A 22,187-nucleotide genomic window follows, 5' to 3' on the forward strand; every position below is an offset into this window, starting at 1 on the left:
TTCCCTAAGGAAGTCACTGTATCTTTCAACAGAGCAGATAATGAAGAAATGGACTTCACCAATTCAACATTGGGCGAGTACTTTAGCTCAACTTAGTATTTTATTTGAAGGAAGATTTGAAGTTTAAAATTAAGCTTGTACAACTTTTAATAATCATGAATAGTATTACTATTTTTGCAAATAATAACTATATAAAAAGTTACACTAACCCATTATTAGTATTGCCTTGAAAAATAAAAATTACTACTGACAATAAAATCCAGTAGTAATTTCCAATTAAAAAAAGCCCGTCTTTATTTAATTACACAAACTTATGCATATTCTCTAAAAAATAAAAGGATAAACCCTTATACAACAAGGGTTTATCCTTTATTTTATCAGTTTTGAGCTATATCCATTTTGTTAAAGTTCAAAAATTTATTCTCCTATAGCATCTATCAACCAAGGAGAAGAATCATTGTCTCTTATTAACACAAAGTATATGCAACGAGTTCCTGATTCCCATGGAGGATTATTTATTAAATATTTAGATTCAAATGTAACTTCAAATACATTAACATTTTCCTTGCTAATTCCATTTGATATATATGAATCTCTTTGAGTCGAATTAGCATCTTCAATATTTATAATTTTAATATATTCTAAATATTTAAATCCAAAAATTACATCTAAGTCACTATCTTTAGGTGTCATTGTTAATAAAACTTTTCTTTTATCCTTAATGTTATAGTATTCAAAGTATTTTTCTATTACTTCAGTAGGATCTAAAGCATCCAAGTTAACTGGATCAATATTTTTCTTAGAATTAAAAACATATAAACTTATTATCCCTAAACATGCTAAAAAGAAAATACAAATTAAAATTTTAAATTTATTATTATTTTTTAAATACATAATTACCTCAATCTAAACTTATTTATCTTACCAAAACTTTAGTAATCTTATTTAACTATATCCATTTTCTATAAATGCTGTAAATACAGGATAGTTATATCTTGGTTTTGAATGGCCACAAAATAAAAGCCCCCCTACCACACATTGTACTACCTGGAATTCCGCCCCCTCTTGTAGCACATTCACAAACAAAATTTGTACAATCATTATCACCATGATTTTTGTATTGAAGATTAGGACTCCAATATTCTTCATATCAATCTATGCATAATATCTTGAACAAATTGGAATTTGCCTAATTCTTAAGTACAAAATACGAATTATACTCTGTGCCATCATGACCTATTAAATTTTCATCTGTATTCTGAAATCCTAACTTTTTCAGAGCAATAATTCTTTCTGCTGCTTCGGCTATAGCCTTAGTTGCTACTTTGTTACAGTTAAACAAATCAAATGTAGATATAATTATTAACGATAAGATGTTCTCAATTTCTTCTACTTTTTCATAATCACTTCGCAAATCTAATCTCAATAATCCACAGTTAGTAAAATAATCTTTAGCCTTTCTATGAAACAATTCTATTGTACCAATTACAGTATTCATACTTTTATCAGTAATTGACCATCTCACAAAACCTTGTCTATCATATTCACAGTGCCAATAATCAATAGCCTCTCTCATACGTTGCTTTGTAAAATAATAAAAATCATCTCCACCACAATTATCACTATTAAATATTGGCACCGCTTTTTTATCAGAGTATACTTTCAACAAATCCAAACAATCTTCATTGGATACAAATTTAAGTTGATATTTTTGATTTTCAAATTTAGGACACTTTTCATATACATCTATCATTTTATATCATCCTCCAAATTCCAATTTATATATTAGTTGAATAGATTTCTTTTGCTATATCCTTATTCAAAAAATTATAACATAACTCAATGATACTTTTAATCTCTAACTATCTATGTTAATTTTGGTTCTTCATAGGTACCCTAAGTGAATTTTTCACTTTATTCTCCTGTATATTTTTCACATAATTATATCATGTGAAATTAAAAGTAGTAAAAGCTTCTTTTCCTTTTCAAGTTTAAGCTCTTTTATTAAGTTAAGTTACCCTCACTCCCATAAAAGTAAGGAACCTCATTTTAAAACTAACATCTAAAATACAGAATTAACTGTTAAGACTTAACCATACTTCCATAACTCCATCCAACTCTTTACTTAACTCCTCTTTCTTAGAGTACAACTTACTAAGCTCCTCGTAATGTATCTTTGAGTCAGCCATAACTAAGTCAATCTCTTGTATTTCTCTTTCAAGATTTTCAACTCTTGTTTCAACTTTAGCTTTTTCAGCTTCCTTCTTCTTAGTTTCATCAATATTTGTTGGTTCCTTAACCTTTTTACTCTTTTTGCTTTCATCATTATTCTTTGATTTCTTATTTTTTTCAAGCTTTGCTATGTCCTCGTTGATAGCCTTGAGCTTTAATTCTTCTTTAACCCCTTTATAGTAATCATAATTACCAGGATAACTTTTAAAACCATTGTCTTCAATAGCAATTACTCTTTCACCTATTTTATTAATAAAATATCTATCATGAGATATGAAGAATACAGTTCCTTTAAATTCTTCTAGAGCTTCTTCAAAGGTTTCTATTGAGTCAATATCAAGATGATTAGTAGGCTCATCTAGTATCAATAAATTTACATCTTCATATAATAGCTTACCAAGCTTTAGTCTTATTTTCTCTCCCCCAGATAAATGCTTTACTTTTTTAAATACACTTTTGCCATAGAACATGAATTTAGACAAATATTCACGTGCTTTTCCTTCTAGTATTGAAATATCTTCTCTGAAACACTCTAGTACAGTAAGTTCCTCATTTTTAAAGGTAATTTTCTGCGGCAAATATGCTACCTTTACATTAGCACCTAAGTCCACTACACCATCATCAGGCTCTTCTTCACCTAAAAGCATTTTCAAGAAAGTAGTTTTACCACTACCATTTGGCCCAATTAACGCTACTCTTTCACCAAAATTAATCAATAAATCTACATATTTAAAAATAACCTTATCTTCAAAAGCTTTAGAAAGTCCTTCTGCCTTAATTGTCTCATTACCAGATCTTTCAGTTTTTTTGAAGTTAAGCTTCATACTGTTTCTTTCAAACTTTGGTTTTTCAGTTCTTACATATTGACCTCTGGTTCGATAACTACTATCACTTTCAGTGTCACTATTTTTCATTTTATCAAGTTTTTTTTGTAGGCTGGCAGATCTTTTAAAGAATTTATTATTATCTACCCTATTTGCCCAATCCCTTAACTCCTTTATAGTGTTCTGTATAGCCTTAATCTCCTTTTGTTGTTCCCTATATTGATGAAATTGTTCAAGCATATTCTCTTCTTTTTGCCTAGCAAAATCAGAGTAATTTCCTTTATAAGTCTCACTTTCCATATCTTCTATTTCTATAATTTTTGTTACCACATTATCTAAAAAATATCTATCATGAGATACAATAATTACAATACCATTGTAACTCTTAAGATAAACTTCAAGCCATTCAATTGACTCCATATCTAGATGATTTGTAGGCTCATCTAGTAGTAATATATCTGGATTATCTATGAGCAGTTTACCAAGCACAACCGTAGTTTTTTCACCACCACTTAATAAATTAAATTCCTTATTTAAAAAGCTTTCATCTAATTTTAAGCCCATACAAATCTTGCTTAATTTTTCTTCTGTATTGTATCCACCTTTAATTTCATATAATTCAACCAATGCGCTATACTGCTTCAAAGCTTTTTCTAAATTATCATCTTCTAAAAACTTCATTTTTTCTTCTAATTCACGCATTTTAATCTCTATGCTGTAAACCTCATCAAAAGCTAATTTTAAAACATCAATAACTTTTACACCATCTTCATATTGAGGTATTTGTTCAAGATAAGCACATGTTGCTTCTCTAGGCAAACAAAGAAATCCTTCATCATATCCATAGCTTGAAGTTTGAGGATAACCTGGATAGTAATTCATTTGCTCTACTCCTGCTATTAACTTAAGAATAGTACTCTTTCCCCCTCCATTAACCCCTACTATCCCAACTTTCTCTCCTGAATACACTTGAAAACTTATATTTTTAAGAACAAGAGTTGCATCCATATATTTTTTTACACCAATCAATGATAATTCAAACATAAAAAATTCCTTCTTTCATCCATTATTTCTATTCAGTCTCTTAATGGATAGGCAGAGAAAGTTCTTAACTTATATAATTTATTAAAGCTGACACCTAAAGTGCCCAATTAACGACTTTAAAAATAATTAATCTACCCTATTGATAAATTACTGCTCATACACTTCTACAAGGGAATATGTATTCTTATTAAATGTCATTAATCTTTAAAAATAAAAAAACTGTAAGAAGCTCCCCTTCTTACAGCCTGAAAATCCTTTATTACTCTATATGTTTCAATAAAACTACATTTACATTAACCGTAATACATAAACATACGTTACACTATAATGTAGAAACCTTATTAAATCATATATACTATAATTTATCCAAATATAATATAAGCAAAAATCTACGAATGTGAGTAAACTCTTCTTATTATGCTTATATACTTTCCACTAAACCTTCTTTAAAAACTTTAGCTTAATATTTCAAAATATAATTTTGAAATATCCTATAAATTATAATGTTGAATTTCAGTAAGGCATATGAAAGAAAATAATAGACCAAAGATGCGTCGTATATTTTGTGTCAAACAAGGAAACAAATTCAGTTAATAGTTATGCTATTAGGTGAATTTGGTGACGCAGCATGACGGAAAATAGACAAGCATACTGGTATGTTATTTTTTTGAATGTGCCTAAAGTAAGTTACCTTCTAAATGCCTTATTCCATAAAGAGCATAACAATAAGACCTAAAATAATTAGGCAAATTAAAACTCATTATAAAATACATATTAAATTAAAATAATTTTGAAATTATATCTTAATCAATATTAACAATTAGCTTGTGTCATAACTTACTATCCCCTTTCAACATCTTTTTTCATTATCGTACCATATTTTATATCTTATGTAAATATTTTTATATAAATATAGGGGAAGTGATATTTATGAAGAATCAACTAAAATATTTTCTTTTCGGATTTATCTTAATATTATTTAGCACACCACTAGGGCGATTAACGCTTAATATAATATATGATAATAAAAATTTAGGTGATTATGAGATTTTATTGAATGGATTTATAAATTCATATGTATTAATAGGTATTATGTTATATGTGTTAGGTTTAGTAAAAGTGTTAATTGATGAGAAATATAAAAGGTGATTTTTGTATTCCTTAGGTATGTATATAGTCATACCTAAGGAATTTTTTTATTAATGCCCTATGTTATTTAGTTAAAAATCCTTTTATTCACTATCTAAAACCATATTATCTAATATATACCAAAACCCTTCATTTTCTTTATAAAGTCTACCATATAACTCTATGGCTTCACCTAATAGATTATCCTTAATTATTACTTCTCTACTATACCATGCGAAAGTATAGCTTTTTCATTGTCCTCAAAACAATCTATTATTTTTTATTTATATTTATTTCGCCTATATTTGTACTTATATCTACCATATATTTTCCATCACCAATTTTTTCATTAATATTTCTACTAGAGTTTTTTCCATCAGAATCAAAATCATTGTTTATTCCGCCAATACTTCGTTTAGTATTTAATACAAAATCAGAGTTACTTGGGACATCTACATCTATCTTGCCTAAGTCATTTGCTATTTTAAAATTGTTTTTTAATTCTTTGCAACTATAACTTATTCCAGCTTTATTTGTTTCAATAACCAAATCACCATTATAAGTTTCTGGAACATCTATATATAAACATACATTTTACTTTTCAAATACTATTAAGGATTTACCTCCTATTTGTAAGTCTAAAGAATCATTTGATTCGTTAACCTCCAACTCTGTCTTTCCAAATGAAACTTTTTCTTTTCCAGATAAACTCACTTTTATTTCATTTATATTTTTTTGAGTCACTATTACTTTTGTTTTATCTGTTTTCACATTTATCTTGGTTTTATCATTTATACTAAATATTTTTTCTTGATCAATTTGTTGTTCTTTTGATGTTAATATAACTATGGACGCTAAGATCACAATAAGAATTACTACCCATAAGATTATTTTTTTCATATACCCTCCTAAATCATTTATCTTTAATTTTAAAAAACTAATATTACTTATATTTGAATATAAGTAAATTATATTAAAATACGCATGCCAAATATATTATAATATAAAATAAAATGCAAATAATAATTTACATTTTTATCTTACATTTTTATATACTTAATTCCCTATTGATTTCCTATAGCAGCTGTTATATAATTATACCTAGATAATCTATGCATAGATTATCTAGGTATAATTATTAGGAGGTTTAACTATGTCTGTAAACAAAGAGCTAATAAAAGGCAGTACATCTATTTTAATATTAAGCTTACTTCAAAGGAAAGAAATGTACGGCTACGAAATGATAAATGAAATAGACCTTAAATCTAGTGGAATATTTTCATTTAAAGAAGGTACATTATATCCAATACTTCATGGTTTAGAATCTGATGGAATAATCGAGTCTTACTGGGAAGAAGGAGAAACAAAACGAAAACGAAAATACTATAGAATTACAAACAAAGGACTAGGCTACTTAAAAGATAAGAAAGAAGAATGGAACATATTCAAAAATGCTGTAGATACTGTTATATGGGAGGGAAAATAATGGACTTTATGAGTAATCCTAATGTTAAAAGTTACTTAGATGAAGTTTGCTCTGAAATAAAAAATAAGAGAGTTCACAATGAAATAAAGGACGAGCTTTTATGTCATATTGAAGAAATAACTTTAAGCTATATAGATTCTGGTTTAAATCAAGAAGACGCTTTAAATAAGGCTATTTCTCAAATGGGTAGTTCTCTAACTATAGGAACTGAACTTAATAAGGTTCATAAATGCAAGGCTGATTGGAAATTGCTTTCTTTAACATTTATGCTTGTTACTATTGGAATTCTATCTCTTTACTTCATTGGTATGCAAAATAATAACCCTGCTTTCTTAAAAAAAGCCTTACTTTTTAGCTTTATAGGCTTTATTACATTATATATTAGTTCCTTCTTAGATTATAGAAAACTTAAACTGCACTCTAAAGGAATGTATGTAGTAACTTTAATTCTTTTAGTCCTTACTACTATGAATAGTCCAGTAAATGGTGTAAATGCTTGGCTTAATCTTGGTGGTGGTATCACTTTTAATATTGCTTATATAAGTCCATTTTTACTTACAATTGCTCTATCAGGAATAATTGACGAACTAGATTTCAAAAAGAAAAACCATATTTTAATTGGTAGTATTTTATTTTTAATTCCTAGCGTGTTTATATGTTTCACTAATGCATTATCCATATTATTTACTTATTTAATATGCACCATTGTATTGATGAAAACTTCTAAAATAAATACTAAATATATTGTTTTAAATGTTTTTCTTCAGATTCCGTTAATGGTATTTTCAATATTAAATTATATTAGTTATACTGATTTTACTTCTAGAAATTTTCTCTATTCTACATTAAATACTTTTTTAAATTCATCAGTATTATTGGGAAAATCATCTAGCTTTAATGCAGATTTAGTACCTAATCTCCATATAGATTTTACATTTGCCTTTATCATATATTATTTTGGATGGATTGCAGGAATTATAACCTTATCTGTTTTCATAATGCTAATTATAAGACTAGTTAAATTCATTCCTATGGTTAAAAACAGTTATGGAAGATTACTATTAAGCGGTTTTGTAAGTATTTTTACAGTTCAATTTTTATGGACTATACTTATGAATTTCAACTTAGCACCATTAACTATAGCTGGATTACCTTTTATAAGTTATGGTGGTACTGGTGCTGTTTTCAATTTATTGGTTATAGGAATAATAACTAATATTTATAAAGGTAAAACTGTTTCTCAGCCTATTTTAACAAAGTAATTTATTATATCTATTAATATTTAACTCTTTAAATTTTTCACTTTTTCCAAACTAAAAGAAGTTGTCCTTAAATCCTTATAAAGACAACTTCTTTTAATAACCACCCAGGGGTATCCATCTTTTTATATTCCTTATGAATTAAATATAATAATATACTTCAGCTCACAGAACGAATCTTCCTTCAGATGGAGGTGTTACAGTTGGTAGCCATCAGATAAGTTATACTAGTTTTAAACTATTAGATTTCTGTTGTAAATTCCATAACTTTGAATACAAACCATCTAATTCAAGCAATTCTTTATTCTTTCCTTCTTCTACGACATGACCATTATCTAAAACTATTATATTATCTGCTCCATGGATAGTCTTTAATCTATGTGCAATTACAATAACAGTTCTTTCTTTAATTAATTCATTAATTGCCTTTTGAACATCAACTTCATTTTCAGGATCAAGAGATGCTGTAGCTTCATCTAAAAGAACAATTGGTGCATTTTTTAATATAGCTCTTGCAATAGAAATTCTTTGTTTTTCACCACCAGATAGTGTACATCCACCTTCCCCAACTAGTGTGTCATATCCTTTTGGTAGATTCATTATAAAATCATGACAACATGCTTTTCTTGCAACCTCTTCTAACTCAAGTTGCGTAGCATCTTCTCTTCCAAAACGCATGTTATTGCCAATAGTATCTTGGAACAAGTATACATCTTGAAACACCATAGAAATTCTCTTAAAAAGTTCTTCAGGTTCTATATCTTTCATATCCCGTCCCCCTAAAAGTACACGTCCTTCCATTGGGTCATAAAAACGTGCTGCAAGCTTTAAAATTGTGCTTTTACCACTACCAGATGGTCCTACTAGTGCAGTAAGTGTTCCTGCTTTCATACTAATTGAAATATCTTTAAGGACCTGATTATTTTTATATGCAAAGGAAACCTTCTCAAAAACAATATCATTACCTTCTGGAGGTGACTGTGTACCATTCATCACTGGTTCTGTCATAAATTCTGTAATACGTTCACCTGATTGTGCGCCATAGCGTAATACTGTGAAATTTATAATTGCTTCTGATAATGGGTCAAAAATTCTAGTACCTATTATTAAAAATGTAGCAAATACCATAATAGAAAGTGAACCACCTAGTAAGAGATAACTACCCACATAAATCATAATAGTAAGTCCAGCACGCAAAAGTGGTGTTACTGTGAGTATAATGGACTGTAAAAGCCCCTCCATTTTTATACTTTGCTTCATTAATTCTCTAAAAGCTTTCTCTAAATTATGAGAATGTTCACCTGTCATATTACAAGATTTTATAACGCGAATACCTTCTAAATATTCCTCTAACCTGTTTCCTGCATTTACATTTGCATCATTGACACCTTTACCAAATGTTTTTTGAAGTTTTGCAGTTCCTAAAATAATAAGTAGCACCAAAGGCATTGCAGCAAACATAGCAATAGACATACGCCAGTCTATAAATGCAAGACTTATAAATGCAATTACTGGTGTAACTAATGCACCAATCAAACTAGGCACTACGTGAGACATACCATGCTCTATCATGGTAAAATCAGCCATCATCATATTACTTAAAATCCCTGAATCCTGAGCTGTAAGATAACCAATAGGTAATTTACGTAAATGTTCTGCAAGCTCAGCTCTACCTTCAGCTGCAGTCATATAAGCATCCCTATAAGAATGACGGTATGCTGGAATTTCCGCTATAAACATAATTGCCATTGCTATTATAAGACCTATAAAAGTACTCCAAAGCTTTGCTGTATTAATGGCTGTACCTGGGGTAACGAATGGCTCAAAAAGAAGCTGCAAAAAGAATATTGCGAAAGCAAATGGTAACATGTCTATGATGTTTGCCAATATAGTAAATCCTATAGGCTTCATAAGTTTTTTAGGTTTTCCCCCTGTGATATTATAGAAAATTTTCATTTAAATCTACTCCTTTTCCAAGTCCCCAATTTGAAGCCATAGTATAGGCATCCCATAATTTTTTATAAAGTCCTTCTTTATCAATTAATATATTATGGTCTCCTTGCTCCACAATTTTTCCTTGATTCATAACAATAATTTGATTTGCATCTTGAATTGTTGTAAGACGATGTGCAATCATAATTACTGTTTTGTTCTTTATTAGCTCTCTTAATGCAAGCTGCATATTATACTCATTTTCTGGATCAGCAAAAGCTGTAGCTTCATCTAAAACAAGAATTGGAGTATTCTTAAGAATTGCTCTGGCTACACAAATCCTTTGTTTTTCTCCACCTGAAAAATGCATATCTCCTCCTCCAACAATAGTTTCATAACCATTTTCCAGCTTTTCAATAAATTTATGACACTGTGCTGCCTTTGAAGCTGCATAAACCTCTTCCTTTGTTGCAGAAGGTCTACCTAATCGTATATTTTCAAATACAGTATCATTGAATAGGAATGTATCTTGAAAAACAAAAGATACTAGATTCATAAGTTCATTGGTTTTAATATCTCTAATGTCTACTCCTCCAATAGATATTTTTCCCTGCTGAATATCCCAAAATCTTGGAATAAGGTTTGCAACTGTAGACTTTCCAGATCCAGATGGTCCTACAAGTGCCGTAATTGACCCCTGTTTTGCCTTAAAGCTAATTCCTGTAAGTGCTTCTTTTCGTGTAGATTCATCCTCTGCATTATAAGAAAAAGAAACATTTTTAAATTCTAAATTATATAAAGATGGAAGTTTAGGATATTTGGGTTCTTCCATTGTTTTCTGTGAAAATATATCATCAATTCTTGCCACTCCTTCTGAAATATCTCCTAAAGCAGAAGCAAAACCCATAAATTTTGACATAGGAGAAGCCATAGCCGGTGCAATGATAATAAAAAATAAAATAGTCTGTGTTAAGGATAAGTTTGTTCCTTGTTTGCCAATCAATAAAATACCAACTGGTAAAATCATAATAAGTGTTGAATTAAGCAAAATCTTTGCAGAAATATAAGTGTTTTGAAAATGATCTGTGTATTGTACACAATAATCCCTGTAAGCAATCATATCATCATAAAACTTACGAAATGAACGTACTGTTCTTCCAAAGACCTTAACCACAGGAATTCCTTTTACATACTGAGTTGTAGAAGTACTTATTCTTTCAAGAGCATCATAGTAACTCTTAGCACTTTCCTTGGCAGCTTGCCCACTACGTTTTTTCATCTGTATATAGAATCCTAAAATTGGTGGAATCATAGCCGCAATCGTAAGCAGTGGATTTATAGTTAACATAAGTATAATAATAACAACCCCTGTTATGAGTACATTGACCATATCTGGCAATTGGTGAGCTACAAAAGTTTCTATTTTTCCAATGTTTTGTTCAAATGTCTTCTTAATAATCCCTGTTGATGTATTACTTAAATAACCTAGTGGTAGTTTCCCTATATGTGCAGAAAGTCGCACACGTAATCTGTACAAAATACGATATGCAGCTGCATGAGACATAAGTCCAGATCCATATATAAAAATAACTCCTCCTAATAATCCTCCAAGAGCCACCATGCCCCATTTCATCATATATGAACTATGAGCTCCTGTTAGATTAGAAGCATTTTTTAAAAGTTCCGCCATTATAAAATAAACTGCAATGTATGGCAGCAGCATTAAAATAGCACTTATGGCTGACAAAATAGATGAGCCAATAAGCAATCCCCGTTTTTCTCCGGCAATTTCCAAAAGTCTTGGAATGCCCTTTTTCTTAGTATTCATATAAATCACCTCTTTCTTAAGTTAATATAAAGTATAAAATAATCTCCATTGTTTCTCTGCCCAAATCAGGATTATTTTCACCCAAATTAGAATTATATTGATTACAAGATTAAAATGTATTAAGGCACATGAAAGAAAATAACAAGTCAGTATGACACGAAATAGACTATCATACTGACTTGTTATTTTTTAACATCATTCATATATTCTTTAGGATTAACACCATATTTTTTTCTAAATGCAGCTGCAAAATGACTCATATTTAAATAACCAACTTTAACTGCCACCTGGCTAACAGTTAGATTTTTTTGTTCTAATAAAAACTTAGCATTTTCTAATCTTTTATTTATAACATAAGTATGCATAGGTACTCCATAAATCTCTTTAAATCCTTTTTTAAGCTTGTACTCATTCAATAGTATGCATTTTGAGATACAGGTTATAGAAGGGGTTTCATATATATTTTCATCCAGTATATCTTTTGCCCGATAAATACAATGTAAATCTTCTGATGATATATTTACCTTACTAGGCATCCTCTCTGTTTCATAAACAACCTCATTTAAATATACAGCAACAAGTTCTAATAGCTTTCCTTCTATATAAAGCTGTTTTATAGTATCTTGATACGGACACTTAAGTATTTGCTGAAGAATTACTTGAATGGATGGTGTTACTTTATATTTACCATAAATCATACTTTCCGAAGCCCCACAATATAAAGTACAACTAGCCTGAATACTTTCAATGATATCCTGTATTTTACATAAAGGCATTTTAATTTCAATTAACTTAATATCTTTTTTTGCAGGATAAATACTATTTTTTCTTGTTTCACAGCTTGTTCCAATATAACTTTGTCCAGAAAGGAGTTGAAACTCTTTACCCACTTGTGGTAATTCCCAATTCATATCATCACCTAAACAAAAAAGCATGTCCATATGAGGTGTTCTGGAAACTCCGTGTATTTCAATAGGTTCTCTAAAATTTAAATTATACTCAGTAACTCGAATCCCTCTAGATCCAATTATCCTAGTAATATCACCACTTCCAGCGTCCTTTGGAATTGAATATTGAAAATTAGTAATATCTGAATTGTAAGCTTCATTAAATGCATGACAAATAGAACATCCATAAGATTCTTTATTATTAACTTCGTATTCATACTGTTTTATCATACATAATACACCTCGTTTTTTTATTTGCTAGGAACATTTACTTGTTGCAAATTTTCTTCATTATTTTAAATTTTACTTATAATCATCACCTTCTTCAAATATTATGATCATTTTCTTAATTTGAAACAAGTCTTTTTTATTCATACTATGACCCTTCCTTAAATCATTAGACTTTTTATCTACTTAAAATTAATGATAATCATTTTCAAATACATTATATCAAATTAAACCTCTTGTTCCAATGTATTGTTCAATATTTGCTCCAAATAAAAATGCTCCAAAAATAAAAATTTCATTATGAAATTTTATTTATTTTGAAACATTCTTATTTAATCATTTAAGTCTATTTAATTTTCTTCACATTCATCAATAGACTTAATATGCTTCCTCATCATTGTTTTTCTAAAGTTTTCTTAATCCTCTCAATATGATCAAAAACCACGTTTAACTTATTTTAAAGTTTTCATTTTAGCTGTTTTTATTAAATTACTATTATTTTTTAGGTTATAAACTATTTCTTATGTTCTTTAACCTACTTAAGAGTTCAAAAAACGTTTTAAATAGTCATCATATTCTTCCTTTTCAAGAATTTCATAATCATCAGAAGCATACATTCTACTAAGTCTTTTAATATTGCCTTCTTAAAGGACTGACTTGTTATTTTTTTAAATGTGCCTTAAATGCTTCTTTCTCAAATAGCACTTTACTCGTCTCATTGTAAGATCCTATTTCTATGTTCTTAGCATCACCTATTTTATAAACCCTTACATTTGTATTACGGTCCTTATATTTTTCCCCTGTTTCATAATCTTCTATTGGATCTAATAGTGTATTATTTGATTTTATAAATATGTCATCATAATTACTAGGTTTGACTATTTTTTTACCATTATATTTATAATCATATTTAACAATTAAATTATCTCCATCAACTGTACAACTATTAACATCAATTGAAAGACTCTCTGTTAACTTAAATCCAAGTGGCTTAAAGTCTTGTAGATGAACATTATTCATACCTATTACCTGTTTATTATCATTGACTGCCTTATTATCATAACTATTTCCATTATAATATATAGGAATCAAGGTTAACTCCTTTATATTTTCATTACTAATGTAATTCATACTCCAATCAATTCTTCCTTTTACAAAATCCTCACATTCCTCAGTTGTACTACGTCCAGTGCTACCTTTAACCTCATTACCATCCTGATCTAAAACTAAGAAATCCATGTGAATTTTTTCATCTTCATTTTTTACATAATATTTAATGTTAGTTGTCAATGGAGATATAGTTATTTCATTAACGTTAACACCTATTCCATTAACCTCAAAGTTTTTATCCATATTCTCTACATAAGTATTTTTCTTAACTTCTTTAGTATCCATTGAGAATTTCACTCCCCAATCACCAATTTTTCCAAATACATTTGAAACATCTATATCTACATCAAAATTCTTTGGAAGTTCGTCATATTTTAATTGTATTTGATCTAAAATTCTAACAGTATTTTCATCTATTATTTCATGTGAAGAACTTCCACTTGCATTTATATTTTCATTATTAATTTTTATATTACTTCCCACTAACATTGCTTCAAGGAATTTTTCACTTATTGGTTCATTATTATTTTTAACAACAAAACTTAGGAAAAGAATATTATTATCTACTATTGCATTTTCAAAGGTTACATCTATTCCTTCATTTGATTTAGTTTGTCCTAGGATATTCATGTAATTCTCATACTCTACATTTGTGCTTATTAACTGATTTTGTACCAAATTACCTATAAAAGGTATGTTTTTAGCAAAGGTCGGATTGCTTATAGTTATAGATGTAACCCCTATTACAGCAATAGCTGCAGCTGCTACACATATTTTCTTTGTATTAATTTTCTTCTTTTTTATTGAGTTCATTAATTTTTTCTTTCCTCTTTGTCTTTCTATTTCACTTAATTCTACTTTCTCAATGTGATCAAAGTCTATATCAATATCATTTAATAATTCATATATATCCTTCATAGTTATATAACCTCCAACTGAAATTTAACTGCTTTTTCCTTTAGCTTCTTCTTATTTCTATACAACCTACTATCAATTGATGATTTAGTTAAATTAAGCTTTTTCCCAATTTCCTCAGCTTTTAATCCTAAGAAATACTTCATTATAAATATCTTTCTATCTGTTTCTTCAAGTTCATTTAACAGTTTCATAACCTGATTTTTATTTTCAGATATTAATATTTCTTCTTCTAAAGTATTTCTCTCTAATAATTCAATTGAATCTAAAGCCTGTTCAGATTTTTTTACTATTTCTCTATAATAGTCAATTGCTTTAAACTTAGCTATGGAGCATATCCATCTTTTAAAATTACCTTCATCTCCCTTAAACTTTTTAGAATTATTCCAAACACTTACAAAAACATCATTTACGCATTCTTCTATAACCCCATTATCCTCAAATCTATTGAGAACTTTACAAACAATACTTTTCACCAAAGGTATGTATTCATCATAAGTCCACTCCAAGGCATCTTCTTTTCCTTTTTGTAGTCTCCTTATAAAATTTTTATTATTTGTATTCATACAATTTATTCCTCATTTCTATATTGCTAAATATTTCTTACACTCTATACAACGGTAATAAAGAAAAAAGTTAGCATATTTATTATACCTTCTAAGAAAATAAATTGGATGGAAGAAAATAAAATATACTCCTCTGTGTAATAATAATGGTAGTTGAATATAAAAAAGATGAGGAGATTATTAACATGCAAAAAACTAAAATGGTTTTTACTATAGGTCCTTCTAGCGAAAGTGAGGAAACTTTATGTAAATTAATAGAAACTGGCATGAGTGCTGCAAGACTTAATTTTTCTCATGGCACTCATGAAGAACATAAAACCAAAATGGATCTTATTAAAAAACTAAGACAAAAATATAATAAACATATAGCTATAATCATGGATATAAAAGGTCCCAAAATAAGAACTCATAATTTTAAAGGTGATAAAGTACAATTACTAAAAGGTTCAAACTTCACTATACTATGCGGTGAAGAAATACTTGGAGATGAAAATCAATGTTCAATTAGTTATAGTGAATTATATAAAGACGTTACTGTAGGAAATAAGCTTTTAGTAGATGACGGTCTTTTAGAATTAACTGTTGAATCTATAGAAGGAAAGAAAATTCACTGTATAGCTGATAATACTGGCTTTATAGAAAATCATAAAGGCATAAATGTACCAAATGTTTCAGTAAGTATCCCTGCTATAACAGATAAAGATAAGGAAGATTTAATCTTTGGATGCAAAATGGATATTGATATAGTAGCTGCATCCTTTATAAGAAAACCTGATGATGTTTTATCCATAAGAAAAATATTAGAATCTAATGGTGGAGAACATATTAAAATAATTTCAAAAATAGAAAATCATGAAGGTATAAATAATATTGATGAAATTATTAAGGTATCTGATGGAATAATGGTAGCTAGAGGTGACATGGGAGTAGAAGTTCCTTTAGAACAGGTTCCTTTAATCCAAAAAATGATAATAAAAAAATGTAATAAGGCTGGAAAGCCAGTTATAACAGCTACTCAAATGTTAGATTCTATGATAAGAAATCCTAGACCAACAAGGGCAGAAGCAACAGATATATACAATGCTATATTTGATGGAACTGATGCAATAATGCTTAGTGGTGAAAGTGCAAATGGTGCCTATCCTGTAGACGCTGCACAAACTATGGCAAAGATAGCTCAAACTGCTGAATCTAATATCGACTATACTTATCGTTTAAATAAAAAGAAAAAATCAAACATAACCACTATATCTGATGCAATAAGTCTATCAACTTGTATAACTGCTGATGAACTTAATGCTTCTGCAATAATAGCTTACACTCAAAGTGGAAGCACAGCCAAGATAGTATCAAAGCATAGGCCAGAATGTCCAATAATTGCTGTTACTCCAAATGAAAAAGTAGCAAGATCATTGGCATTAAATTGGGGTGTAACATGCTTATTATCAGACAATATTGGTTCCACAGATGAACTAATTGAGGAATCTATAAAAAAATTACTAGAAGCTAAGTATGTTAAGAAAGGTGATTTAGTAGTAATAGCTGCTGGAGTACCTATTCACCATTCTGGTACAACAAATATGCTTAAGGTTGAAATTATTAAGTAGCAAGTAGTTGAAAATTTCCAGACTATTTAAAAGAACTTATACCTATTTGATATAGATATAAGTTCTCTAATCACTATAATAATATATATTTATTTGAGATCTTGTACATTATATTCTTGCAAAACTACACCATAATAGCAAACATTAACATACATACCCCTTATATAAGCAAAATTTTTTAATATTCCTTCTAGTATCAATCCAGACTTCTCTAAAACCCTTCTTGATCCAATATTTTCCTCCTGAGCTAATGCTTCTACACGTTGTACCTTCAATATTTCAAAAGCATATTTTATAATTGCTCTTGTTATTTCAGTTGCATATCCATTGTTCCAATATTCAGGCAATATATTATATCCAACAACACATCGATTTGCATTTTTATTATAAGATATAATACCAGCTTCACCAATATAAGTATTTGTATTGTATAAATATAACCCTTTAAAAACATAGGGATTTTCCTTGTTTATGCTAATTAATTTATTAAGTTCAAGCTCTGCTTCATCATAAGTGTTAATTGCATCATATGTTGAGTATTTCCATACTTCTTTACATGATTTCAATTTAAATATATTTTCTAAATCAGTTTTATTATAATCCTTTAACTCCAATCTTTGTGTTTTTATTTTCATTTTCCCCTCCGACCAATACACCTTTATTTTAAATATATTATTTTATTATAATCCTTTTATTTAATGAAACCTATATTGCCATGAATATTTTAACAAAAATAGTAATATTAATACCCAATAAAAAAACTCACTTATACAACAAGTTCTTTTGTTTAAAATAAGAAGTACCTATTTAGATACTTCTTATCATTCTACTTGTAACTATTTCATCATAATAATAGATTATTCATTGCCCAAAACATTTTTATTTCTATACACTTAACCTATCATCCGAATCAGTTTCATTCTTGGTTTCATATTTTTCTTGATTTTTATGTATTATCCTCATCACATTTCTTGCAATAGGCTGTACAATAAGTAATTCTAAAAATATAACTACACAAAAATTACGTGGCCAGCCAAGTGGGAACTCTTTAATGACTTCCAACTTAAATCCACTTGCTAAAATTCCTCCCACAATTGTCATAATAATGGACATACCAATAACGGTAAAAAATGTCCTAAACAGAATATGAGCATTAAAACTATCTGTTGGTGAACTAAAAATATTCGTTAGTTTATCAGCTATCTTCCCCACAACAAACATTTCAAGTAACATGGCAATTATAAAAACTAATGGAAATGCTTTTAATGAAGTAACTATAGCTTTTCCTGACACTCCACCCATGTTAATACAAATATTCATGGTTGCCATAAATATGCAAGTCAATGCACATATAACACCCCCATAAATCAAACCTTCTTTTCCATTTCTAGGCATACATTTTTCCATAATATCCTCCTTGTTTTTACTTAAATAAAAAATGCGCTATATCGACGACAAGTGGTATGACCGTCGGTACAACGCATTGACTTTCACAGTATAGCATAAATATCTTCATTGATGTAATACCCTAATTTTATTTTTTTAGATTTTTCTAAACTTAATATAATATCCTCTTTTCTTATTTTAATTAAAAAGAATAAAGCACGAAGAAAAAGCCATATGAATTCTTTCATATGGCATTGTGATTATTTAGATTCATTCAATAATTCCAAGATATTTTTATAAGCAATTTTTTCTATTTCTTCATCTGTAAAATCCATTTGATCAAGGGCTTCAAACTGCATTTCGTAATCTTTCGCTTGAGGGAAGTCTGAACCAAATATCAAACGATCCACACCAAATGCTCGCAGTATTCTGTTTGTCTGTTCAACCCCAAATAGTTTTATAAATTCTGGAACTACATATGATGTATCAACATAAGTACATCCTGCTAGGGCATCTAAATATTGCATTCCGCCAAGATGTGCCGTAATAAATTTTACGTCAGGAAAAATGCGAATCATCCTGCTGATTTTTGCAGGAGAACAATTATCATAAAATCCCCACCTACTCGGATAACTGTGACAGAGAACGGGTACCTTCAGCTCTGCAGCTTTTCTTAAAACAGGAACAAACTGCAAATCGTCTGCATCCATTTGTAAATTAGTGGGGTGAATTTTTAATCCCTTCAATCCATATTCTTTAACAGCCTTTTCCAAATAATAAGGTGAGAGATTGATAAACTTTGCTCCCTCAGGCTGAATATCTGCAAATGCAATAAACTTATTTGGATTTTGGGATACAACGCTACCAAGCCACTTATTTACATCATCTGCCCCCATATCATACCTTGCATTGATTGGTAATACTATTGCCTTTTCTATATTGTATTTTTCCATGAGTGGCAAATAATAATCAACACCAACATGACCCCAAAGATCATCACCATGGTAATCTTTGCACATCTTATCAGGAAAGAGATGAATGTGAGCATCAATTTTTTTTACACTTCTCCACCTTGATTTATTCCCCATTTAAAATTCCCCCTTTTATATATGTTAACTGATTAATTTTTAGCTTCATCTCATGTTACAAATTCCCCCTACAAACTTGTAATTTATCTTTCACTTTAACCTTATTTGCTTTTTTTATTATAACATATTTTGTAAATACATTGTTACTTGTGATACGGTATTTGCACTTATAAAAATAGCCTTAAGTAAGTAATATCAATACCTAAGGCTAAAAACTGCACTTACTTATGATACACTTCATTATACATAATTCTAAACTCCATATTATAATACGTCATATCCTGATTGCGTAATATTTCTTTTTATACCCTCACTTAATTCATCCAACTCATCCTTCTTAAATTTATTTTTAGAATAAGCCTCGGCTAAGTTAAAAATTCCACTATTTTTAAACTCTTGAAGTCTTTTCTCTGTATTTCTAGTTTGAAAGAAATGCTCTTTTTCCCCATACCACTTCTTTATATCCTGTTCTGTTGGAATTTTGTATGAATTATAATGAACTACAGCCTCCATTGGTAATCTGTCTAAAAGTCTGCCCTCATTCTTTGGATATCCTAAACAAACCATCCCTGCTGGAAAAGTATACTTTGGATTATTAATAACGCTTTTTACATCCATAGATGTTACATTTCCATTGTAATAGGTTCCAACTCCTAAGCTTTCTGCTGCTACCACAATATTTTGAAGACAAATTAAAGCATCCCAATTATTTATGAAAAAGCTATAAGTTGTATTTACAGGTGTTTCCTTTTCTCCAAAGGTCTCAAACCACTTTTTATTTCTATAAACGTCTGCCAATGCTATTATTACAAGTGGTGTATCATATATTCCTAACTCCTTCATTTTATCCTGGTCATCTATTACAACTAATGAATACCCTTGCAAATTTCCTCCATTTGCAGCCCTAATTCCTGATTCTAATATTTCATCTAAAACCTTTTTTTCAATCTTCTTCTTCTCAAAATTTCTTATGGACCTGTGATTTTTTAAACACTCAATTACAGCATTACTCACTCAACATTCCCCCTAACAAATTATCCTCTAAGTATACTTGATATCGTTTCCAATTAACAGACTGTTAATTTATGCCTATTTTTGATATAATTAAGATATAGACAATATAATATTGTAATCCGTAAAATCAAAATAATACTCTGATCTTAACACCATGGTTGGAGGTAGACCAAAAACACGTAAGTATTATTATGTTTATCATTGAACCTTATTTTAAGTTTCTGTGTCTAGTGATATTTTTAATTATATCAATATTGGCAATTTACAAAAAACATTCATCCAGTATATAAAAATATAATTTAAAAGGCTGTATCAGATTAATTAAGGTCATAGATATTTTCCTTCACTTTCAACTTAAATCTATAAAATAAAAGGCAATTAGTAAGCACCACTGCTCACTGATTGCCTTTAAAATCTAAAGCTCTATAAATATTTATATATCATTTTCGTATCTTAAATTAATTATGTTATTAATATACAAATAAGATTCTCTTAATCTTTTTTCTGCATCTTCTAAACTATTAATATCATTTCTACTTTTATTTTCAAAATCTAACTCTAATGTTATTTTCCCTTGATAATTTTCTTTTACTAAGTACTCAAGAAACTCTTTTATATTTAATTCCCCATCACCCAAAAGCTTATGTTCATTTCCATTTCCAAAATCACTCAAATGAATATTTTTAACAAACTCTTTTACTTCATCAAATGTTTCAATTAACGGCAAGTTACTTGCCCCACAATGTGTTACATCAAAAGTTATAGGAATATTGTTTTTCTTAATATATTGCTTAAATTCATCCATATCTCCTAAAAATTTATTTTCTGTATAGTTAGGTATATTTTCTGTGGTTATAATAATATCACTTTTATTACAATATTTATTTAAATTTTCTTTATGAATATTGTCTAATCCTTGGAATAATTCCTCAAAATATTCACCTAATACCATATGTGTAACTATTAATTTAGCATCTAAAGCCCTTGCCATTTCACAAGATTTGTTAATCCAATATTCTTCACTTTCTCTTTTAGGAAAAGCTATAAATTCTAAAGGAGTATGAATACTTGCTATACTCAGTCCTCTTTCATTAATTGCTTTCTTTATATCTTCAGTTGACACTCCCTCAAAAGCTTGATTTAAAAATAGTTCTATACTTTTAGCACCTGTTTTCTTTATCAAGTCTAAAATTTCTATATAATTCTTTTTATAATACAACCCAGTTGAAATTGATATGTTCATAGAACCCCCCCTATAAATTTAATCGATCTGTTAAGTTATATGAACATTGATCTTCTCAACCTAAGGAAATACAATAAGTTTGCGAAACAAAATAATACCCCCTTAAAAGGAGAGAAGAACAATGAACAAAGCTAATATAAAATGTCCTCGCTGCCATTCTAATAAATTGTATAAGTTTGGTTTGAATAAGCAGGCTAATCAAAAGTATCAGTGTACACAATGTAAGCGTCAATTCGCCTTAGGCGATGGCGACGGATTACCTAAATTAAATTATCCTAAATGTCCTATGTGTGGTAAGGGTACATACTTACATCATTCTTATAAATATTACAATCGTTATAAATGTAATA

General features: G+C 28.9%; 21 protein-coding genes and 1 pseudogene. 6 read left to right on the forward strand and 16 right to left on the reverse strand.

Annotation, left to right across the window (positions count from 1 at the left end):
• Positions 1-127 (forward strand): annotated as a pseudogene (locus BM119_RS20290) (IS256 family transposase); the annotation flags it as partial.
• 290 nt (positions 128-417) lie between these two features.
• Here BM119_RS20290 and BM119_RS17085 read toward each other — a convergent pair.
• The 4 genes from BM119_RS17085 to abc-f all read right to left on the reverse strand — a co-directional run bounded on the left by BM119_RS17085 (position 418) and on the right by abc-f (position 4,100).
• Complete coding sequence (locus tag BM119_RS17085) at positions 418-894, reverse strand: DUF4829 domain-containing protein (protein ID WP_090042933.1); 477 nt, start codon at positions 892-894, stop codon at positions 418-420.
• Between the two features lie 51 nt (positions 895-945).
• Positions 946-1,101, reverse strand: coding sequence for a hypothetical protein (locus BM119_RS19660; RefSeq protein WP_242948456.1), 156 nt, complete (start codon positions 1,099-1,101; stop codon positions 946-948).
• 88 nt (positions 1,102-1,189) lie between these two features.
• Entirely contained in the window at positions 1,190-1,753 is a 564-nt protein-coding gene (locus BM119_RS17090) for a GNAT family N-acetyltransferase (protein ID WP_090042934.1), read from the reverse strand.
• 322 nt (positions 1,754-2,075) lie between these two features.
• On the reverse strand, positions 2,076-4,100 hold the full coding sequence (gene abc-f / locus BM119_RS17095) for a ribosomal protection-like ABC-F family protein (RefSeq protein WP_090042935.1): 2,025 nt from the start codon (positions 4,098-4,100) through the stop codon (positions 2,076-2,078).
• Positions 4,101-5,030: 930 nt separating this feature from the next.
• Between abc-f and BM119_RS17100 the strand changes: the two genes are divergently transcribed.
• On the forward strand, positions 5,031-5,249 hold the full coding sequence (locus tag BM119_RS17100) for a hypothetical protein (RefSeq protein ID WP_090042936.1): 219 nt from the start codon (positions 5,031-5,033) through the stop codon (positions 5,247-5,249).
• Positions 5,250-5,501: 252 nt separating this feature from the next.
• On the opposite strand, the gene BM119_RS17105 is transcribed toward BM119_RS17100, so the two are convergent.
• Both BM119_RS17105 and BM119_RS17110 read right to left on the reverse strand, forming a co-directional pair.
• Complete coding sequence (locus BM119_RS17105) at positions 5,502-5,777, reverse strand: DUF4097 family beta strand repeat-containing protein (protein ID WP_090042937.1); 276 nt, start codon at positions 5,775-5,777, stop codon at positions 5,502-5,504.
• A 45-nt stretch (positions 5,778-5,822) separates the two neighbouring features.
• Positions 5,823-6,128: a hypothetical protein gene (locus BM119_RS17110; RefSeq protein WP_090042938.1), complete on the reverse strand. Its 306-nt coding sequence runs from the start codon at positions 6,126-6,128 to the stop codon at positions 5,823-5,825.
• A gap of 253 nt (positions 6,129-6,381) precedes the next feature.
• On the opposite strand from BM119_RS17110, the gene BM119_RS17115 reads away from it, so the two are divergent.
• Both BM119_RS17115 and BM119_RS17120 read left to right on the forward strand, forming a co-directional pair.
• A complete protein-coding gene (locus BM119_RS17115; RefSeq protein ID WP_090042939.1) occupies positions 6,382-6,714 on the forward strand; it encodes a PadR family transcriptional regulator in 333 nt (110 codons plus the stop codon).
• On the forward strand, positions 6,714-7,976 hold the full coding sequence (locus BM119_RS17120; RefSeq protein WP_177199478.1) for an FtsW/RodA/SpoVE family cell cycle protein: 1,263 nt from the start codon (positions 6,714-6,716) through the stop codon (positions 7,974-7,976). Before BM119_RS17115 ends, BM119_RS17120 begins: the two co-directional genes overlap by 1 nt.
• A 219-nt stretch (positions 7,977-8,195) precedes the next feature.
• Here BM119_RS17120 and BM119_RS17125 read toward each other — a convergent pair whose 3' ends face one another.
• The 5 genes from BM119_RS17125 to BM119_RS17145 all read right to left on the reverse strand — a co-directional run bounded on the left by BM119_RS17125 (position 8,196) and on the right by BM119_RS17145 (position 15,499).
• Positions 8,196-9,929 (reverse strand): ABC transporter ATP-binding protein, encoded by a 1,734-nt coding sequence (locus BM119_RS17125; protein ID WP_090042941.1) that lies wholly within the window; start codon positions 9,927-9,929, stop codon positions 8,196-8,198.
• Positions 9,913-11,733, reverse strand: coding sequence for an ABC transporter ATP-binding protein (locus BM119_RS17130; protein ID WP_090042942.1), 1,821 nt, complete (start codon positions 11,731-11,733; stop codon positions 9,913-9,915). Before BM119_RS17130 ends, BM119_RS17125 begins: the two co-directional genes overlap by 17 nt.
• Before the next feature lie 182 nt (positions 11,734-11,915).
• Positions 11,916-12,911 (reverse strand): helix-turn-helix transcriptional regulator, encoded by a 996-nt coding sequence (locus tag BM119_RS17135; protein ID WP_090042943.1) that lies wholly within the window; start codon positions 12,909-12,911, stop codon positions 11,916-11,918.
• 657 nt (positions 12,912-13,568) lie between these two features.
• A complete protein-coding gene (locus BM119_RS17140) occupies positions 13,569-14,936 on the reverse strand; it encodes a DUF4179 domain-containing protein (protein ID WP_090042944.1) in 1,368 nt (455 codons plus the stop codon).
• 2 nt (positions 14,937-14,938) lie between these two features.
• Positions 14,939-15,499 (reverse strand): sigma-70 family RNA polymerase sigma factor, encoded by a 561-nt coding sequence (locus tag BM119_RS17145; RefSeq protein WP_090042945.1) that lies wholly within the window; start codon positions 15,497-15,499, stop codon positions 14,939-14,941.
• Between the two features lie 185 nt (positions 15,500-15,684).
• On the opposite strand from BM119_RS17145, the gene pyk reads away from it, so the two are divergent.
• A complete protein-coding gene (gene pyk, locus BM119_RS17150; protein WP_090042946.1) occupies positions 15,685-17,106 on the forward strand; it encodes a pyruvate kinase in 1,422 nt (473 codons plus the stop codon).
• An 89-nt stretch (positions 17,107-17,195) separates the two neighbouring features.
• Here pyk and BM119_RS17155 read toward each other — a convergent pair whose 3' ends face one another.
• The 5 genes from BM119_RS17155 to BM119_RS17175 all read right to left on the reverse strand — a co-directional run bounded on the left by BM119_RS17155 (position 17,196) and on the right by BM119_RS17175 (position 21,837).
• Positions 17,196-17,741, reverse strand: coding sequence for a GNAT family N-acetyltransferase (locus BM119_RS17155; protein ID WP_090042947.1), 546 nt, complete (start codon positions 17,739-17,741; stop codon positions 17,196-17,198).
• Positions 17,742-17,991: 250 nt separating this feature from the next.
• A complete protein-coding gene (locus BM119_RS17160; protein ID WP_090042948.1) occupies positions 17,992-18,513 on the reverse strand; it encodes a DUF2798 domain-containing protein in 522 nt (173 codons plus the stop codon).
• 239 nt (positions 18,514-18,752) lie between these two features.
• Positions 18,753-19,580, reverse strand: a complete 828-nt coding sequence (locus BM119_RS17165; RefSeq protein ID WP_090042949.1) for an amidohydrolase family protein — start codon at positions 19,578-19,580, stop codon at positions 18,753-18,755.
• Positions 19,581-19,844: 264 nt separating this feature from the next.
• Positions 19,845-20,594 carry a nitroreductase family protein gene (locus BM119_RS17170; protein WP_090042950.1) on the reverse strand — a complete coding sequence of 250 codons (750 nt, stop codon included), beginning with the start codon at positions 20,592-20,594 and terminating at the stop codon, positions 19,845-19,847.
• 433 nt (positions 20,595-21,027) lie between these two features.
• Entirely contained in the window at positions 21,028-21,837 is an 810-nt protein-coding gene (locus BM119_RS17175; RefSeq protein ID WP_090042951.1) for a sugar phosphate isomerase/epimerase family protein, read from the reverse strand.
• A 121-nt stretch (positions 21,838-21,958) separates the two neighbouring features.
• Between BM119_RS17175 and BM119_RS17180 the strand changes: the two genes are divergently transcribed.
• Positions 21,959-22,187: IS1/IS1595 family N-terminal zinc-binding domain-containing protein (locus BM119_RS17180; RefSeq protein ID WP_341465762.1), on the forward strand; the 229-nt coding region annotated here is incomplete at its 3' end.

This window comes from Clostridium frigidicarnis (assembly GCF_900111985.1).
In the GTDB taxonomy this organism is placed as follows: Bacteria; Bacillota; Clostridia; order Clostridiales; family Clostridiaceae; genus Clostridium_Z; species Clostridium_Z frigidicarnis.

What these genes read in the sequence shown, in the direction of transcription:
- BM119_RS17120 (WP_177199478.1), top strand. Translation starts at nt 6,714, where the DNA reads ATGGACTTTATGAGTAATCCTAATGTTAAAAGTTACTTAGATGAAGTT.
- BM119_RS19660 (WP_242948456.1), bottom strand. Translation starts at nt 1,101, where the DNA reads ATGATTGTACAAATTTTGTTTGTGAATGTGCTACAAGAGGGGGCGGAA.
- BM119_RS17115 (WP_090042939.1), top strand. Translation starts at nt 6,382, where the DNA reads ATGTCTGTAAACAAAGAGCTAATAAAAGGCAGTACATCTATTTTAATA.
- BM119_RS17140 (WP_090042944.1), bottom strand. Translation starts at nt 14,936, where the DNA reads ATGAAGGATATATATGAATTATTAAATGATATTGATATAGACTTTGAT.
- BM119_RS17100 (WP_090042936.1), top strand. Translation starts at nt 5,031, where the DNA reads ATGAAGAATCAACTAAAATATTTTCTTTTCGGATTTATCTTAATATTA.
- BM119_RS17085 (WP_090042933.1), bottom strand. Translation starts at nt 894, where the DNA reads ATGTATTTAAAAAATAATAATAAATTTAAAATTTTAATTTGTATTTTC.
- BM119_RS17160 (WP_090042948.1), bottom strand. Translation starts at nt 18,513, where the DNA reads ATGGAAAAATGTATGCCTAGAAATGGAAAAGAAGGTTTGATTTATGGG.
- BM119_RS17145 (WP_090042945.1), bottom strand. Translation starts at nt 15,499, where the DNA reads ATGAATACAAATAATAAAAATTTTATAAGGAGACTACAAAAAGGAAAA.
- BM119_RS17130 (WP_090042942.1), bottom strand. Translation starts at nt 11,733, where the DNA reads ATGAATACTAAGAAAAAGGGCATTCCAAGACTTTTGGAAATTGCCGGA.
- BM119_RS17110 (WP_090042938.1), bottom strand. Translation starts at nt 6,128, where the DNA reads ATGAAAAAAATAATCTTATGGGTAGTAATTCTTATTGTGATCTTAGCG.
- pyk (WP_090042946.1), top strand. Translation starts at nt 15,685, where the DNA reads ATGCAAAAAACTAAAATGGTTTTTACTATAGGTCCTTCTAGCGAAAGT.
- BM119_RS17165 (WP_090042949.1), bottom strand. Translation starts at nt 19,580, where the DNA reads ATGGGGAATAAATCAAGGTGGAGAAGTGTAAAAAAAATTGATGCTCAC.
- BM119_RS17135 (WP_090042943.1), bottom strand. Translation starts at nt 12,911, where the DNA reads ATGATAAAACAGTATGAATACGAAGTTAATAATAAAGAATCTTATGGA.
- BM119_RS17125 (WP_090042941.1), bottom strand. Translation starts at nt 9,929, where the DNA reads ATGAAAATTTTCTATAATATCACAGGGGGAAAACCTAAAAAACTTATG.
- BM119_RS17155 (WP_090042947.1), bottom strand. Translation starts at nt 17,741, where the DNA reads ATGAAAATAAAAACACAAAGATTGGAGTTAAAGGATTATAATAAAACT.
- BM119_RS17090 (WP_090042934.1), bottom strand. Translation starts at nt 1,753, where the DNA reads ATGATAGATGTATATGAAAAGTGTCCTAAATTTGAAAATCAAAAATAT.
- abc-f (WP_090042935.1), bottom strand. Translation starts at nt 4,100, where the DNA reads ATGTTTGAATTATCATTGATTGGTGTAAAAAAATATATGGATGCAACT.
- BM119_RS17175 (WP_090042951.1), bottom strand. Translation starts at nt 21,837, where the DNA reads ATGAACATATCAATTTCAACTGGGTTGTATTATAAAAAGAATTATATA.